Consider the following 17,040-nt stretch of genomic DNA (forward strand, 5'->3'; position numbering starts at 1 on the left):
TAGCTTGTATGGATTATTTAGCACTTATTATGCAAATTGCACTTGGCTTGATGTTGCTGTTATCTGCGATGTTGAAACTATTATCGCTAGGAAGTCTGCTGGATATTATGAACTTACTAAGGTTAACTCCTAATAAGTTAAATAAATTGATTGCTGTTTTACTCGTCTGTACAGAACTTGTAACGGGTAGCTTGGTGCTATTTGGATTTCTAGCTCGATTAGCAGCGATTGTAGGTAGTTTGCTATTTGTCGGCTTTATTGGGTTGCATTCGTATGCATTAGTTCGAAAGATAGATATGACTTGTGGTTGTCATGGAAAATGGATGAGTACAAGGCTGGGTAAGGCAGGTCTTGTGCAGAATAGTATCTATCTTATATATGCTATACCAATTATTATCTGGTCAACTCAACCATCGTTGTCTCTATTGAATGCTATCTCTGTTCAACAATTTTTTACATTGATATTGTTACCTGCGCTGTTGTTACTAGTTATTAGTATATGTACAACTGTGTATTCATTTGAGAGGCCAACCAAGTAGCAGAAGCTTAGTGAGGTGGATACTACTGTGAAGATGGAATGGAAGGAGGATACTTTATGCCAATTTGGCAGCAATCAATGTTAGCGATTTGGCTAGGAATTGCTATTTTATTCATGTTGTTTTTCCGATTATGGAGGTTATCACATCGAGAATTTTCAGAAGAAGGTTTATTACCTGGGTTGTCTATCCCTCCAGTACCTGTTTATTCACTTACTAATGATGAGCTGCAGCCGTTTTCTACTATCTATGAAGCAACAGAAAAGCGTCATACTGTTTTGTTAGTTGTTGATTATGGATGCACATTTTGCCGTGAAATGATGGCGATTGTACCTAGGATAGCAAAGACATATTCCCACATGTCAATTAGATTGATAATTATGGATAACGATGTAGAGCAGTCGGAAATGATGTGGACTTTAGCAGGACGAGTGTTGCCAGCTGTTAGAGTAGCCTCACAAATTGAAATCATAAAGAAATGGCGTGTACACCGCTTTCCATTTGCTTATGTAATAAATGAACAAGGGGTCATAGTAGCACGCCAGTCAGTTAACAAGGAGAAAGTTGAACACTTCTTAGATCAACTTGTAAAACAAGAGACCAAAATTGTATCGGGGCGTAGCCATTATGAAGTCAAAAACTGATCTTAACAAGGTGGGTCTAAGAACCTCTTTGTATAACTTATGGAAAATTACCAGTGTCATGTGGCAAGTACGACCTGTGGGAGTAACATGCTGGGTACTACTATTGATGTTAATTTCAACAATACCTGCAATGCAAATTTGGTTACAGAAGGTATCAATAGATGCCATTAGTACATCTACTGCATATGCTGCAAATTTATTGCCAATATTAGTACTCGTTGCTTCGATATACGTACTAAATATTATTAATAGTATTTTGTCGGAGACAAGTGAATATTTGTTTAATATTGCAAAGGAAGATACGAACTTTCACCTTAAACGTAGCGTCTTACACAAGTCAATAAATATTCCTTATTACTATTATGAAGATGCTCGATTTTATGATGAATTAAGTATGGTGTCACAAGCATTAAGCCGAAGCGGGGCAGAGGTTATTCGCAGTGCCTTTACTTCATTAAGTAACGTTGTTTCGTTAATTACAGTAGTAGTGATGTTAAGTATTGTTCATTGGAGTCTGCCTCTGTTGCTCATTGGCTCTACCCTTCCTGGTATTATCATTTTACTAATAGCCAAGAAAAGACGGTATCGTTTAGCGGTGGTGACGACTCAACAAGGAAGGGAAATTGACTACACGTTTAAACTTATGCTGTCCAAACAAGGGGCAAAAGAAATTCGAGTATTCCAGTTAGGGGATTTTTTAATCGAACGTTGGGCGAATTTATTTATTAATGTTCGAAATAAAGTCTTGAAACAGTACGCTAAAGAAGGGAAAGGACGCATTGTAGGTGTACTCATATTGCAATTATCTGCATTAGCCGTAGCCATTATGCTTGTGATGCAAATCAATAAGAACGTGTTAACACTCGGAGATTATGTGGCGTTAATGAGTGCAGTTTTAATTGTGCAAGGAACAATGGGAAGTATTGGTGCGAATCTAGGTCAAGTGTTGGAAATGAGCTCATTCATTAATCATATTTATCAATATTTAGCTCTTCCTGAGATTCCTAAAACAGCGGGCGAATTAGAGTTCCCGAAGGACTATAAACAACTAAGTGTGAGCGGATTACATTTTACTTATCCGAACACAGAACATAAGGTACTATCGGATGTTTCTTTTACGATTAAACGCGGTGAAACAATCGCTATTGTTGGAGAAAATGGTGCAGGTAAGACAACACTCATGAACTGTTTACTCGGCTTATATTCGCCATCACAAGGAAATATTTATATTGACCAAGAACCATTGCAAAGTTTCAGTAATGACAGTTACCTGAAACATGTATCGGCAGTTTTTCAACAGTTCGTACAATATAATTATTCTGTCCATGATAATGTTGCTTTTGGAGCAATGCATAAACATTTAAGTCAAGATGAGACGTTAGATGCACTGACAGCAGTAGGGTTAACCGAGATGGTTCATCGCTTGTCCGAAGGAATGGGTACGCGTCTGGGATCGGAGTTTACTGGTGGAGTTGAATTATCAGGAGGACAGTGGCAACGCATAGCGATTGCACGTGCTGCTATTAGAAATGCTGAAATATTGGTTCTTGATGAACCCACATCAGCACTAGATCCTTTAGCAGAACTGGAGATATTTCGAACTTTTCAAAATTTAGCATGCGGTAGAACTGCATTTATGGTCTCTCATCGCTTAGGTCCGGCACGTCTGGCAGATCGTATCCTTGTATTGAAAAACGGTGTATTGGTTGAGCAAGGAAATCATGATGAATTGATCCGATTAGATGGTGAATATAAAGCGATGTTTCAGGCACAGGCAGAGTGGTATCAAGAAGATAGCGTTTATGATGTTGTTGGTTAGACATTGATATCGATGAAAAAGATACAATGGGGGGGGAGTACTCGTGGGAAATTCAATATTAGCTGTAAGAAATCTTGCAAAAGTTTATGGGCAAGACGACAATCAAGTCGTCGCGCTAGACCATGTAGACTTAGATATGTCAGCAGGAGAGATTGTCATGTTAATGGGACCAAGCGGATCAGGTAAGACAACGCTGTTACAACTCCTAGGAGGGCTTGAACCGCCTACTGAAGGTAAGATCAAGGTTAAGGATGGAGAATGGCAGAACTTCTATCGCGAACCAGAAGTCTCCCATTATCGGAGAGATATGATTGGATTCGTGTTCCAATTCTTCAATCTAATTAGCGCCTTAACAGCAGAAGAGAACGTAGCATTACCGCTCATTCTGGCAGGACAACCCAAGAAGAAAATTAATGCCCTAACAGAGGAAATGTTGCATCTAGTAGGATTGTCAGAACGAAGTAAGCACCGTCCAACGGAGTTATCTGGAGGGCAGCAACAGCGCGTTGCTATTGCGCGTGCATTAATTAATAAACCAGCTATACTGCTTGCAGATGAGCCAACAGGCAATCTGGACTCTCGTAATTCAGCAGACATACTAGATTTGCTTCTCAGTATGCGAGAAAAGCTTGGCCAATCAATGCTCATCGTTACTCACGATCCGTATGTTGCTACATATGGTGATCGCGTTGTTCTATTCCGCGATGGTCGAATTGTGGATGAGTATGGAGCTAAAAATATTGTTGGAGAAGATCGAAGTGCGCGTTCATTATATATTATGGAGCGTCTACAAGCAATTACTAATGACCCACGCAGTAAGCAGATGTAAATAAATAGAGATAGGCTGAAAAGCAAAGTTAATTATTGGGGAGGACGTAATTATGGGGAATGTTGTGTTCTTTTTAAAGACAGTCCGCTGGATAACTGTTGTTATAGCTACAACAGTTATTGTCAGTTTGTTGACGTCTTGTTCTATGGGCCAAGTCAATATTGATGAACAAATTCATTCAAGGGCCAAGAATATTCAACAATCTATGGACCATCCAGCATCCTGGGAATCCATCGTTTCTTCTGGTCTGCATGAAGATTTAATAATTAATAAAGATTTTGAAGCGATTGTAGCTTTGGGAGTCGCTGCGTTGCCTGAACTGATACGGTTTTTAGAGCATTCAGATCAAGATATCTTCATTGAGTATATCTATGCCTTAGCTCTTGAACGCATATCAAAAGTGGATTTAAAAAAAGAGATGGATTGGCACTCCAGAAAAGAATTTCTAACAACATATAAGGCCTATCTAAAAGAAATCCCCAACAAGGTACAGAGGATTGCTGATGAACCAATCAGTGATACTAAAAAAAATGATCAATTAAAGGCTTTAGGCGCTCCAGCTATTCCATATCTGTTTGATGTCATTGATAATGGACATCAGGAATTATCTCCAGCATTCAATTATTTAACAAACAATGAATCGAAGGGTGATATTCAGAAGTGGGGCATTGATAATGTAGATCAGCTGAATTTGCTTATCAATTTCGTCGAAATGTACAAACATTGAATTTGAGCAATCTGCTAAATTGGAGCAACTTAATTGTATATTCAGATAGTTTTTTTATTAAACCGATTAAGTCAAGCGGTTATTTAAACCTCATCGTAAGGTTCATGAAATTGGTTAACAAGCCTTGAGCATTAATTCTTTTAAATGTTGGGGTTTGAAAGGATGTAGTGAGTGTTTTTTCGACGAGCAATTCTATGATAGTCGGCGTTCTACTACGCTTCAACTGAGATAGGGTCTGAGGCAGGTACAGTTACAAAAAGGCTTCAAATGAATCCCATAGCGAAAGACAAGTAATCGTTATGAATAACCATTGAGCTACTGAAATATAGCTCGATTTATTACTTGGTTACAAACTTACCACCAATGACAGCAGAAAAAGTATTTTTTAATGCGAAGGGGAAAGACCGGAGCAGTTTCATCACTGGAAAGGCTACGTTTAATTCAAAAGGAACCGCGAGCTTTACATATAAGGACGATTATAACAATGGGAAAATGACGATAAGCGTGAAAAAGGAAAGCATTACCGTGACTTGGTCCGGAAAAGAAACATCGGATTACTCTTTTCCTAAGGGAACATTTAAGTTAAATAAGAAGGTGGATCTTTCATCTGAGGAGTCCAAGAAATTAGGGGGGGTTCTTAGCAACTTCACTGAACTACAACTTTACAAATTTGATGCGAAGAAAGTAAGTAATCCCGATCTCATTCGCTTCGGGTTATGGCATAACTACATCAACAATTTCAACTCCAGAATAAGTTCATTGAACGGAAAGCTCTATATATCTAAATCATCTGTGGAAAGCTCCATATTAAAGTATTTCAATATCACATTCAAAAATCATCGCTCTGTACTCAATCTGAAATACAATGGAAAAGGGTACGTCTTTGATGGTGCAGATGGAGAAAAAGTCTTATATGTTCAGGTAGATGAACTTTACGATATGGGAAGCAACCAATACAGAGTGAATGGACATTTATATGATCCGGAAGATTCTAATGACATGAATGTCAGCCGCGTTGATGCTACGGAGAAGAAAGTAAAGACAGGTAAGGAGCCATTCCTGTAATGAATTAAATTGAGGTTTGATTGAAAAAAGCACCAACTGTATACTGAGAAACGTTCCGTCCAAAGAACAATTCCAGCACAGGAGGCCTCTATCATGAAGTATAAGCAATCGAAGAAACAGAATCAACGGATTACACGAATTTCCGACAAGACCCTTGTCGTAGGCGCAGACACTGCTAAAGAAACCCATGTGGCCCGCGCCATCGACTTTCGGGGGATTGAGCTCAAATTGTAACTCGGCAATCTCATTTAGTATGACTCGAATAGCGCCTGTGCTTCCCGCCGTATTAAGACCAATATCCCCCACTGCTGTAGGGATAGAAGCTGGGAGAGTGACTGATATAGACCCTCCATAGCTTGCATTTTGACTTGATCGTGCAGCAAGAAATAGAGTCATATAGAATACACCTCCAATATGTTCTGATCATAGTTTATGAGAGTATTCGCTAAGTTCTTCCTCAATATGGTAATTATCTATAACAGATTTAAGAGCATTGAAGTTCGGTCTGCAAATAGCAGGTGCAGGGGCTAACCCTAGACTGCGATTGAAAGGAACTGTTGCTGTACAGTTACCGCTGACTCTGGTTGGTACTACAATTACCATAGTAAGAGGGACTTTGGCCACAGATCCGGTTTTATATACTCAGCAACATCCACATTCGGGTTGAGCATGCTGCACCTCCAATCATCACATTCTCAGAAGTTGATTTTCGATCCACCAAAATTACCCAGCAAGTTAACCTATACTGCATTTGTCAGCTCAACTTGCTGGGTACAGTTCGTGTAGGTCCTGAGAACTATGATGGACTTTTTGTTTCCGACCGATTTGCACATGTGATATTTCTTAGTTCCCTAGAAGCTTCATACCAGTAGGGCCTTTTTTTAGTTTGTTTTGTACAGATATTGAATTGATGCATATCATATTAAGGTAGACATTGAGTCTACCTTCTGTGGTAAAGGGTTATCCCGCCGATTCACCCCCGGCGGGCGATGTTATTGTACAAGCTAATCTGGTGAGCAGCTAATTGCGGCAGCCAGCTACTAGTCAGTTGTCTTTTCATTAAGCTAACGGAAACGTTAGCTTAATGAAAAAAAGAATCAACGTGATCAACTGCGGTTTACAACTAACGATGACAATAGGGATCGTTGCAGAAATGCTAACGATCCTTTTTTGTATACCTTTACGGAGGTTAAAGACAATCCCACGCTTTATGAAAATATGAAAATAAGTCAAACAAGCTAATGATACCCAGTGAACTCCCTCTACATCATTAGCTTGTTTTTATCTAGAAAAGTTTCACTCAAAAAGAAAATAAATACACATAAAACCAATATATAATAGAATAATCTTAGATAAATAGTTATTATTGTTTTTTTTGTAATTTAAACAATAAATTTCATTTATCAAATTCTAAAGTATATTGAAAGGACTGATGCCATGTTATAAGCGAGAATTCACTACCTCGTGATTTTTGTTCTAATTATGTACCATGCTATATTATCGCTAAAAGAGCTTAGTATGGAGGATATAAATGTTAATTTTAAAAAAAAATGAACTTACAGGACACGATGTCTTTGAATTTATGCAAGGGCAACTAAATAGAACACATTGGCTAGAAAGTTCAATTTACATGACAGAAGAAGTAATAGGTGAAACAGGGTTTGTTGAAGTATTGACCACTACTTTAGTGGATTTTAACTATTACGGTCCCACAGAAGTTAGAAAAAACGATTGGGAAAATATCAAACAAATTGTACTGTCATCTGATTCTATATCAATGAAACAACTATTAACAGAAATTGATGAATGGGCAATTGTCTGCTTCAAGAACTACCCTTGCTTCACTATATGCGGAGTGTAATCTAAAATTAAGAAGTGTTCTATGAATGAATAAAAAAATTATTAGTTCTCTTTTGGCGCTTATATTGTTATTTTCCATCAGCACATCTGTATTTGCAGAGGATCTTGCTTCTAATACTAATGATCCCTATGCACCAACAGTTACATATGAACAAAATGGAAGCCTTCGAGCTCCCAATGGAATACCGATTACAGTATCTCCTTCTTACAGTAGCTTGGGAGTGTTCGTTGGGAATATTGGTGTAGATGCATTGGATAATGTAACAGTGAGTGGTACCGCAACTGATTATGGCGCTTTAGCTCCTAAATCAGGAAAAGTACCTGCAGTAGTTGGAAAAACATTTGTTTGGAACGTACCTATGACTAAAACGACAATGGTCTACGATGTTAAAATAAAAGTTATTGACGGTAGCGGCACGAGGAATTTAACAGGTAATGCCCGATTGGAGTATTCAGAAGCACAATTGGCTTCTCTAAATTGGCATAAAGGTTCATTTGTCGATCGTAGGAAGTCTCTAGATCACCACTTTGATAAGCATAAGGGTGAAGTAGGTGCAAGAAATTTATATGCATATTTATTAGATGCTGGTACTACTAGAGAAGATGCTATAGCAAACCCCAATGATTATAATGAAACTGAAAGTTTTGGCGCAACTCGCGCACATAAATACAAACACAAAACTAATGGAAAGTTTGTAATTTTAGCTGATTCCGGAAAAGGAATCTTAAGTTTCGGTAGGTAGTTCTAAAATCTTAAATAGCTAGCCACCATTCTTGGATCGTTGCAGATATGCTGACGATCCTTTTTTTTGTATACCTTTAAGGACAGAGAAAAGAAGCTTAGTGTTAACTAAGCTTCTTTGAAAAAGGCGATTTATTGGGATTATGCTTTAATCTGCATTATACAAAACTCTATGAATACCGTCTTGTACTTTGTTGCTATGTCTCATCTCAAAATAGATAAGACTCAGTAAGACAGTTTTCAGCACTAGGGCATGTCTTCAAACTGATTAAATGGTAATAGATGGGTTAATTATTTTAAATGAATACACGATACGAAATTCACGAGAGACAATGGCGGCTAATTCAAGATTTGTTTCCACCTGAACGAAAACCACAAGGAGGACGTCCCGCAGTGGACAATCGAATCATGTTAAACGCGATGCTATGGGTAGCTCGTTCAGGTGCCCCTTGGCGTGATCTGCCAGACCATTTCCCCAATTGGAAATCCGTCTACACCCGCTTTCGGCGTTGGCAGAAAGCGGGCATTTGGGATGAAGTGTTAAAGCATGTTTCCCTAGATTCTGACGAGGAAAGCGTGATGATTGACGCCACGATTGTGCGGGTTCACCAGCATGGATCAGGCGCAAAAGGGGGCAAAGCAAGCAAGCGATCGGACGTTCCCGGGGTGGATTAAGCACGAAAATTCATGCGGTAGTTGACGCGTTAGGAAATCCACTGCGCTTCGACTTGACTGGAGGTGAAGCGCATGACTCCGTCCAAGGTTTCAACATCCTTAAAAGCATGATACTGACCCGGAAGCAAGTCCTAGCCGATCGAGCGTATGATACGAATGCCATTCGGGCCTTTTTGAAGGAACAACAGGCCATACCGGTTATTCCCGGAAAGAAAAATCGCCGAACGACCCTAAAATATGATCGGGATGTCTACAAAGAGCGCCATTTGGTGGAATGCTTCTTTAATAAAGTAAAGAATTATCGTCGTTTAGCCACTCGTTATGATAAATTAGCGTGCACGTTCAAGTCTTTTTTGGCCTTGGCATCCATTATGGTGTGGCTTGCTTGAGTTTGAAGACACGCCCTAGTCAAATCAGGAATAATTATGTAAACTTGTGATATTCAAACAAGAGGAGTGAATTCAATGTCTAACAAGGTGATTTTGCTTTAGGTTCACAGAAGGATATTTGCGTTACAGGGATTCCTTTTGTGGACATTGCAGTGCGGGAAACCGTCTAAACAATGTTTACTGGAGGAGATTATTATTAATTTTAACGAAGCTGTTAACATCAGCAATACACATGTACTGACGCTAGTACCCCAGCTGTTTCATCTGGAGGGTTACAATATTCAGCTTATTCCGCCTCATGAGGGTGGACGTAATGTCGTTTACACTTGCGAGCAAGAGGGGCGTGAATCGCTAATTCTACGGGTGTCTTTTTTGCCTGACAGAAAGCGGGAAGATTACATTGCCGAACTGGAGTATGTCCGGTATCTGTTTGAGCACGGTGCAAGTGTCTCGAATGTAGTGAGCTCGAAAAAGGGTTATTTGTTAGAAGAGATCACTTATGATGAGCATACGTTCTTTATCTGTATGTTTGTGAAGGCCACAGGGAAGTTGCTGGTAGAAAACCATTATCAGTACCGTGAAGGGGTCCCACTTAGCGAATACTATTATAATAGCGGAAAAGTTCTGGGCAGAATGCATCAATTATCGAAAGGGTACACTCCCGTGCATCGCCGGCATCATTTGATTGACAATTACAGCGGTGAATATATCGATAACCTGGTACCTGAATCATTCCCTCTGCTTAAGGAGAAGATGGTTGAGCTTCTGAATACCTTACAAGGTTTGGATACAAACCAAGAGATATTCGGCATGATTCATTTCGATTATAATGACGGGAATTACTCGATCGATTTTGATACCGGTCAGATCACCGTGTATGATTTTGATAATTCATGCTTCGGTTGGTATATGTATGATCTGGCAGATCTATGGACACACGGCGTCGGCTGGATTCAATTTGAGCCGGATGCGGATAAACGCAAACAGTTCATGGATGACTATTTCCAAACCGCCCTCGCTGGATATACTTCCGAAACCAAGATCGAAGATTCGATGCTGGAGAAGCTGCCTTTATTTATTCAAGTCACTCTCTTGGAGAATATTCTAGGTCAATTTGAGGAAATGCAGCGTGCTGGCGAAGAACCGGAAGCTAACGAAGAACTGTTGTATCTCATTAAATGTCTGGAAGAGGATATACCGTATAAAGGATTTTTCCATGAGATGTATTCCACTGAAGCTCCTTTTGAGTATGAGGGACGCTGAAGGGACCTTTACGTAAACTAAGCCATGAATAACCAAGGATTCATCGAGTGTGGAGGCAGCCGGATCGACCGGGTGCCTCTTTGTTTGTCTGCGGCATGTTATTCAAATTTGGAAGGAGGCACGTTGTAGAATTTTTTGAATGCTTTGGAGAACGTAAAGGGATCGGGATAGCCCAGAAATCCGGCAATTTGCTGGATCGTATATTTTTTCTCGTACAGATAGTCTCTGGCCCGGTTCATTTTGATCTGATTGATGTACTGCCCCGGTGTAATACCCAGAATTTTCTTGAACAAAGAAATAAAATATTTCTCTGAGACGCCGGCAATGTCTGCAAGCTCATTAACTCGGATGGCACGATGGAGATTCGCATCCACGTAGGGAAACACATTCTGAAGAACCTCCAAACTTCCTTCGATTTTCCTCAGTTTTCGGTCTTTCAGAAACACACCATGATACAGGCCTTGCCTGTATAATTCAAAAATTTTGGCGATGACGAGAAGCAGAGAGGCTTTCAAGTAAAGTGGACTTCCGGAAGCACCGCTACTCTGCTTGAACCTTCGATAGGACGAAGTGAACAGCGTTGATTCCTCTTGAATCAGATTGCCAGATACAATGCCAGGGAGTTGAAACTCGCCGAGAATTCGCTTTTGCTCAGCGATGCTGAAATCAAAATGCATGTATATGAATCGGCACAACTCTCCTGTCGTGGAAGCAGTGTAGGGCATATCCGGATAAAAAAACACCACGTCACCCGGTTCTGCCTTATGCTCGATTCCATCGATGGTAATCTGCACGGAGCCTGCTGTAATGAACCACAGATCATAATCGGAATGAGACTTGTGTTCCGTCCAAGTGCTGTCGTGCGTTTGTTCCAAATAAGAGCTCATGCGAAGTGTGATATACTCCGAAAGTTCATCGATTATACTCATATTCACAGTTCCTGCATGCATCTAATCCAAACCATTCCTCTCTACTTTATGACATCCTTTATATTTTACTATCATAACAAAGGTTTTTCTTCTTGTTAATCATCGTACTATATGACATGCATTGAAAACTATCACACATTCCGATTCCAGCCCACTCACCTATAATGAACTTATATCGTTACGAGGAGGGGTTATTGATGAATGCTACAAGTACACAGCATCCAAAGGTAGTCGTTATTGGGGCGGGCAGCCTGTTTTTTGGTCGTCAGTCCATCTGGCAGATGGTTCACTCCCCATATTTGAATCAGGGAACGTTGGCTTTGGTGGATACGGACGAGGAACGGCTCTCGAAAATGGTAACACTAGCGGAAATGGTCGCCAAGGAGAACAACGTATCCCTAAAGATTGAGGGTTCAGTGGACCGCAGACAGGTACTTCCGGGAGCCGACTTCGTTGTGCTCAGCTTTGCGGAAGAATCGGTGAAATATCGGGGCATCGACTGCCAGGTTTCTCTAAAGTATGGGATTCGCATGTGTTCCGGCGATACGATTGGCCCTGGAGGAATCTTTCGCGCGATGCGGGAGCTACCGGTTATTATGGAATGCGCCAAAGACATTGAGGAGTTGTGTCCGGATGCGTGGGTGATCAATTATATTAATCCGTCCACCGTGCACGGTATCGCTCTACATCGTTATGCACCCAATCTCAAATCATTTGCGCTGTGCGATAGTCATCATATGCCGCATAAGAAAGCCTATTATGCCGTACGAGCCGGAATCATCAAAAATACAAGCCAGTTCACCGCAGAAATAGACCAGAAATTCGATTTTCGCATCGCTGGTGTCAATCATTTCACTTGGCTGCTCAAAGCAGAGTATGATGGAAAAAATGTGATGTCCACAATCGCAGAAGCCATGCGCAAGATGGCAGGTGAGGAGAATAACGGCGGCGATCGCGGCGCAAAAGCTCTGTATAACGATGCGATTACCTACGAACTGTATGATATTTTCGGAATCATTCCCACTTGCACAGCGCATACGAAGGAATACGTGCGGTATTGGCAGGGTCTTGGCAAAACTTCGGACACTATTCCGCCGTTATCAATCTGGGAGACAGAGGACAGGTATCAGCGCCACGATGAGATGTGGCAGCAGGTCGATGACTTCCTTACAGGAAACATCCCGATTGCCGATTACATGAGCACCTTCGGACCGGATCATGCGACCGACATCATTGAGAATATGGTGGGGAACTTGGGCAAAAAGTTCTTCATCAATACGCTCAATCAAGGCGCGGTAACCAATATGAATAACGATTCGTTCCTGGAACTCCTGTGCGATGTAGATATGGATGGAGTGAAGCCACTCCATGTAGGCGAGATGCCACGTGGAATTAGAGGTATGCAAGAACTTGTACTGGATACGCATGAGCTTACGGTTGAAGCTGTTCTGGAACAGAGCTACGAGAAGCTGAGAAGGGCGATGCTCACTGACCCGCTCGTGAGTTCCATCAGTGACGCGGACAAGATCATCCATGAATTGTTGGAATTGGAGCGTAAGATGATTCCTGACGTTTGGTACAAGGACAGACTGCAGTATAGCTAAGAATAAGATAATGATAAAGATAAAGACCACGTTGGCTCCTTCAAAGGACTAACGTTGGTCTTTGTTTTTTATCATTTATCCAGACTTCCTACTCCACTTTAAACAATCCAGCATGGTCTTCATAGTACGAAGTAATAAAATCACGAAATTCTCCAACAGCAGGAGATAACCATTTTTGTTTGACCCAGGAGAGGCTAATTGGATATATCGCGGAATCATCAGCAATTTTTACATAACTTAACCCCAGTGTTCTACATACGGAGATCGGAAGCAACGCAACACCCTGGTTAAGTCTAATAATTTCGAGCAGGGTATGAGAATCGACCTCAAATGCATGATTGGGCAGGAAACCTGCTTTTTCACAGAGCATGGTGGTAAATCGGCTGTACTCTTTATTATCTGCAAGGGAAATAAAGGGCTCATTTGCAACAACACTTAATGAAATGCTTGTCTCTCCGCCGTATGCATGATTCGTGGGCACAACCAGAACAATGTCCTCCTCAACAAGAACAACACTCTCAATCTCCTCATCCTGAATCGGATGCCCCGTAATCCCCAAATGCATGTCGCCTTTCTTCAAACCTGTAATAATTTCACTGCGGGTTCCAATACCCTGATGAAGCTTGGTTTCGGGGGAACCGTTGATGTAGTCACTAATGAGGCCAGTGAGAAATCGGGTATTCGTAATTGAGATCCTGATTGTATTGGATATTTGCTGTTCCTCCGTTTTAATCTCCATCTCTGCATTTTCAATTTCAATAAAAATCCTGTTCACATGTTTCAATAAAATTTCACCTGAGGAATTCAATTGAATGTTTCGTCCTCTCCTATGAAATAGAGGAGTACCCAGTTCATCCTCAAGTCTTTTAATCGTCAAGCTCAGGGAAGGTTGAGCAATATTCAATTGCGCAGCTGCCTTGGAGATGTGTTCAGTATAGGCAACAGTCTGAAAATATTTGAGCTGAAGCAATTCCATTTATCTGCACTCCTTATTTATTCTGATAAATATATATAGTACTTATTATGTATTATATTAAATTGAAATATTGATGTAGAATTTTTTTATGAGATACAGATCAAATTTTAAATAACAAAATTCAACTAAATTTATAAGGTAGGTGTCTTTGATGAAAATCGATGTGAATAACATAGCTAAAAATCTGAATACACCCCTAACGGCTCCGGCATACCCGATGCCACCGTACAGATTTGTGAATCGTGAATACTTGAATATTATTTACAGAACCGATGAAAAAGCGTTGCGGGCGGCCGTACCAGAACCACTAGATATTACGGAACCACTGGTTAAATTCGAAGTGATGTGGATGCCGGATGTTTCTGGACTGGGTGCTTATACCGAAGCTGGACAAGTTATCCCTGTGCAATTCAATGGGGAGGAAGGCGATTATGTGCATTCGATGTACGTAGACAACTTCCCCGCAATTGCGAGTGGTCGAGAGCTCACCGCCTATCCGAAAAAGTTGGGCACACCCAAGTTGTATACCGATTCAGATACACTAGTTGGCACACTAGATTATGGAACGCTGCGTGTAGCCACGGCAACGATGGGATATAAACATGTGGAGATGGATAAAGAGTTGGCCAAACGTGAAATATGCCGACCTAATTTTATGATTAAGATTGCTACGGACTATACCGGGAATTTAAGAATATGTGATCTGATCCGTACTCAAATTACGGACATCGAAGTGAAGGAAGCTTGGACAGGACCTGCCCGACTTCAACTGTTCGAACATGCGTTGGCACCTCTTGCAGATCTGCCTGTGTTGGAAGTGGTGTCCGCTTCTCATATCCTTACCAACCTAACCTTAAACGCTGCACAACCTGTATATAACTATCTGGAAGAAAAATAAGGAGGAAATTAAAATGAGAATTGCAATTGTAGGAGCAGGATCTTTGGGAACTATCGTAGGTGCATACCTTGCGGATGGCGGACTTGACGTTGAGTTAATTGATGCATATCAAGAACATGTAAATGCTTTAAATCAGACGGGTGCTAAAGTGACGGGTACCACAGAGTTTCAGGCAAAAGTAAAAGCAATTACTCCTGATCAAAAATCAGGACAATATGACCTCGTGTTACTTTTAACCAAACAACTCTACAACGATTCCATCCTTCAGGAATTAATTCCATTCTTGAATGAAGACAGTATGGTGTGTTCCTTGCAGAACGGGATTCCCGAAGAAAAAGTGGCGTCCATCGTGGGTGAAAAACGTGTTATTGCTGGCTCCGTTGAATTCGGCGCTACGTTCATTGAACCGGGTGTGTCAAGCCTGACCACTGAGTACACTCAATTTAAGCAGTATGCTTTTCAAATAGGCGAATTAAATGGTGAAATCACCGAACGAATTCAACACGTGAAATCGGTGTTGGACCTTGTGGGTGGAACACATATTTCCGATAACCTGGTTGGAACCAAATGGTCCAAATTGCTGATCAACAATGCCTTCAGTGGTTTATCGGCTGCATTGAATGGTGAATATGGGGACATTATTGATCATGAAGCCGGTATTGTGAGTGCAGCCCATATTGCGGACGAGACAATTAAAGTTGCTCGCGCCAATGGGGTTACCTTGGTTAAAATGAATGGATTCGACATCGCTTCACTCGAACTGAACAGCAAGGAAGATATTCCTGAACGGGTGAAAACATTACGTTACGTGATGGAGCCCTCCAGACTGCTCAAAGCAAGCATGCTTCAAGATCTGGAGAAAAACCGCAAAACGGAGATTGATTATATTAACGGGGTTGTTTCAAGCAGAGCAGAGGGTACAGGAATTGCGACACCTTATAATGATTTAGTTGTAAAACTGGTCAAATCTGCTGAAGAAACGCAAACCGTTCCTGATTTTGATACGAATATAAAAGCTTTTGAAGAACTATTAAGTGCACAATAATAAATTCAATTATTTCAACTGAAAGTCGCTAATAAATATAGCGGCTTTTTTGTTGTATCAGTAAATCTAATCGGACCTGATTTTAGGATGATTAGACTGTTCTTTGTGATTTTTATTTCCTAACATTATACAAAAAGGGGAATTAAATTTGATATAATATAGACTTGCTGGTTATTTTTCTATTAGAAGGAGATTCATTATGAGGTACTCTTGGTGGGAATTCGGGTTTTATTTGGTTGTATTGATGTTTGTCTTGTTTATGCAAATAAACGAATATTCTCTATTTCTGATTGTGGGGGTTGTAGTCGTTACCATTCTTGTCGCATTTATTAAACATGTTTTTTATCCTTTAGTATTTGATAAGCGTATAGATCGTTTAGAGTCCTTTTTATCCAAGCAGCAAAATACACCTGGGACATACATTATTTATGTCCTTGCAAACAGACTTGATGATGAGGTAGAACTAGTTATGGAGCAAATTATGCAGAAATATAAGCGAAGAACAACACAAGCACAGTTCAAGGCAGCTTACGGATTATATCGCAAGGATATGTTTGCCATTCGGCAAGCTGTACCTCATATCGGCTTATCGGACTACCGTACATATTACGAAACCATTCTACTCTTGGAAGACGGGAAAAGTGAAGATGCGCGTGAGAGACTTCAATCCATTAAAAAACAGTGGATGCGATCAACATTGCTCGCGGGTATTGAACTCAAAGCAGAAAACCGTGATACCGCTATTCAGCACGCGCATGAAGCACTTAACTCTTCCAGAGGTGTTAATCGGTATGTTTTATATAAGGAATACGAAAGAGTATTACCAGAGGTTGTTGGACACATATCGTAAACTCGACATTATTTATTTGCTTGTTCCAGCCACTGGTTAAGGAGGAATGATCAAAAAAATAGCTTACTGTATAAGGAATTAATAACCGTTGGATAATAATGACATTGACAACTGCATGTATTTCCAAAATAATAGAATGTAATTGAATACTGGTACCTTTAATTCAGTCCAGAGAGGCTGGCAAGGGCA

At 40.6% G+C, this 17,040-nt stretch carries 15 protein-coding genes and 2 pseudogenes; 15 read left to right on the plus strand and 2 right to left on the minus strand.

What is annotated here, in order from left to right:
- Window positions 1-8: 8 nt before the first annotated feature.
- From MKY92_RS15120 to MKY92_RS15170, 11 genes and pseudogenes are all read left to right on the plus strand, one after another.
- Window positions 9-539 (plus strand): MauE/DoxX family redox-associated membrane protein, encoded by a 531-nt coding sequence (locus MKY92_RS15120; RefSeq protein WP_339301581.1) that lies wholly within the window; start codon window positions 9-11, stop codon window positions 537-539.
- A gap of 56 nt (window positions 540-595) precedes the next feature.
- A complete protein-coding gene (locus MKY92_RS15125) occupies window positions 596-1,180 on the plus strand; it encodes a hypothetical protein (protein ID WP_339301583.1) in 585 nt (194 codons plus the stop codon).
- Window positions 1,181-1,286: 106 nt separating this feature from the next.
- Window positions 1,287-2,999 (plus strand): ABC transporter ATP-binding protein, encoded by a 1,713-nt coding sequence (locus tag MKY92_RS15130; protein ID WP_339301584.1) that lies wholly within the window; start codon window positions 1,287-1,289, stop codon window positions 2,997-2,999.
- A gap of 43 nt (window positions 3,000-3,042) precedes the next feature.
- Window positions 3,043-3,828: an ABC transporter ATP-binding protein gene (locus MKY92_RS15135; protein WP_339301585.1), complete on the plus strand. Its 786-nt coding sequence runs from the start codon at window positions 3,043-3,045 to the stop codon at window positions 3,826-3,828.
- 52 nt (window positions 3,829-3,880) lie between these two features.
- Entirely contained in the window at window positions 3,881-4,555 is a 675-nt protein-coding gene (locus tag MKY92_RS15140; protein ID WP_339301586.1) for a hypothetical protein, read from the plus strand.
- A gap of 504 nt (window positions 4,556-5,059) precedes the next feature.
- Window positions 5,060-5,620, plus strand: coding sequence for a hypothetical protein (locus MKY92_RS15145; protein WP_339301587.1), 561 nt, complete (start codon window positions 5,060-5,062; stop codon window positions 5,618-5,620).
- A 93-nt stretch (window positions 5,621-5,713) separates the two neighbouring features.
- A pseudogene (locus MKY92_RS15150) lies at window positions 5,714-5,845 on the plus strand (IS110 family transposase); the annotation flags it as partial.
- A gap of 1,306 nt (window positions 5,846-7,151) precedes the next feature.
- Window positions 7,152-7,481 carry a hypothetical protein gene (locus tag MKY92_RS15155; protein WP_339301588.1) on the plus strand — a complete coding sequence of 110 codons (330 nt, stop codon included), beginning with the start codon at window positions 7,152-7,154 and terminating at the stop codon, window positions 7,479-7,481.
- Between the two features lie 25 nt (window positions 7,482-7,506).
- Complete coding sequence (locus MKY92_RS15160) at window positions 7,507-8,223, plus strand: hypothetical protein (RefSeq protein ID WP_339301590.1); 717 nt, start codon at window positions 7,507-7,509, stop codon at window positions 8,221-8,223.
- A gap of 331 nt (window positions 8,224-8,554) precedes the next feature.
- Window positions 8,555-9,283 (plus strand): annotated as a pseudogene (locus MKY92_RS15165) (IS5 family transposase); the annotation flags it as partial.
- Window positions 9,284-9,424: 141 nt separating this feature from the next.
- Window positions 9,425-10,549 (plus strand): phosphotransferase, encoded by a 1,125-nt coding sequence (locus MKY92_RS15170; protein WP_339301591.1) that lies wholly within the window; start codon window positions 9,425-9,427, stop codon window positions 10,547-10,549.
- A gap of 98 nt (window positions 10,550-10,647) precedes the next feature.
- On the opposite strand, the gene MKY92_RS15175 is transcribed toward MKY92_RS15170, so the two are convergent.
- The gene (locus tag MKY92_RS15175; RefSeq protein ID WP_145326062.1) at window positions 10,648-11,499 is read right to left on the minus strand and encodes an AraC family transcriptional regulator; all 852 of its coding nucleotides are present in this window, start codon (window positions 11,497-11,499) and stop codon (window positions 10,648-10,650) included.
- A gap of 176 nt (window positions 11,500-11,675) precedes the next feature.
- Between MKY92_RS15175 and MKY92_RS15180 the strand changes: the two genes are divergently transcribed.
- The gene (locus MKY92_RS15180) at window positions 11,676-13,082 is read left to right on the plus strand and encodes a glycoside hydrolase family 4 (protein WP_339301594.1); all 1,407 of its coding nucleotides are present in this window, start codon (window positions 11,676-11,678) and stop codon (window positions 13,080-13,082) included.
- An 88-nt stretch (window positions 13,083-13,170) separates the two neighbouring features.
- Here the strand turns inward: MKY92_RS15180 and MKY92_RS15185 are convergent, their stop codons facing one another.
- Entirely contained in the window at window positions 13,171-14,058 is an 888-nt protein-coding gene (locus tag MKY92_RS15185) for a LysR family transcriptional regulator (RefSeq protein WP_339301596.1), read from the minus strand.
- A 151-nt stretch (window positions 14,059-14,209) separates the two neighbouring features.
- On the opposite strand from MKY92_RS15185, the gene MKY92_RS15190 reads away from it, so the two are divergent.
- The 3 genes from MKY92_RS15190 to MKY92_RS15200 all read left to right on the plus strand — a co-directional run bounded on the left by MKY92_RS15190 (window position 14,210) and on the right by MKY92_RS15200 (window position 16,851).
- A complete protein-coding gene (locus MKY92_RS15190) occupies window positions 14,210-14,956 on the plus strand; it encodes an acetoacetate decarboxylase (protein WP_339301598.1) in 747 nt (248 codons plus the stop codon).
- Between the two features lie 13 nt (window positions 14,957-14,969).
- Window positions 14,970-16,001, plus strand: coding sequence for a ketopantoate reductase family protein (locus MKY92_RS15195; protein ID WP_339301600.1), 1,032 nt, complete (start codon window positions 14,970-14,972; stop codon window positions 15,999-16,001).
- A gap of 199 nt (window positions 16,002-16,200) precedes the next feature.
- The gene (locus MKY92_RS15200) at window positions 16,201-16,851 is read left to right on the plus strand and encodes a hypothetical protein (protein WP_339301602.1); all 651 of its coding nucleotides are present in this window, start codon (window positions 16,201-16,203) and stop codon (window positions 16,849-16,851) included.
- Window positions 16,852-17,040: the final 189 nt, after the last annotated feature.

The sequence above is a fragment of the Paenibacillus sp. FSL R5-0623 genome, assembly GCF_037974265.1.
GTDB lineage: Bacteria > Bacillota > Bacilli > Paenibacillales > Paenibacillaceae > Paenibacillus.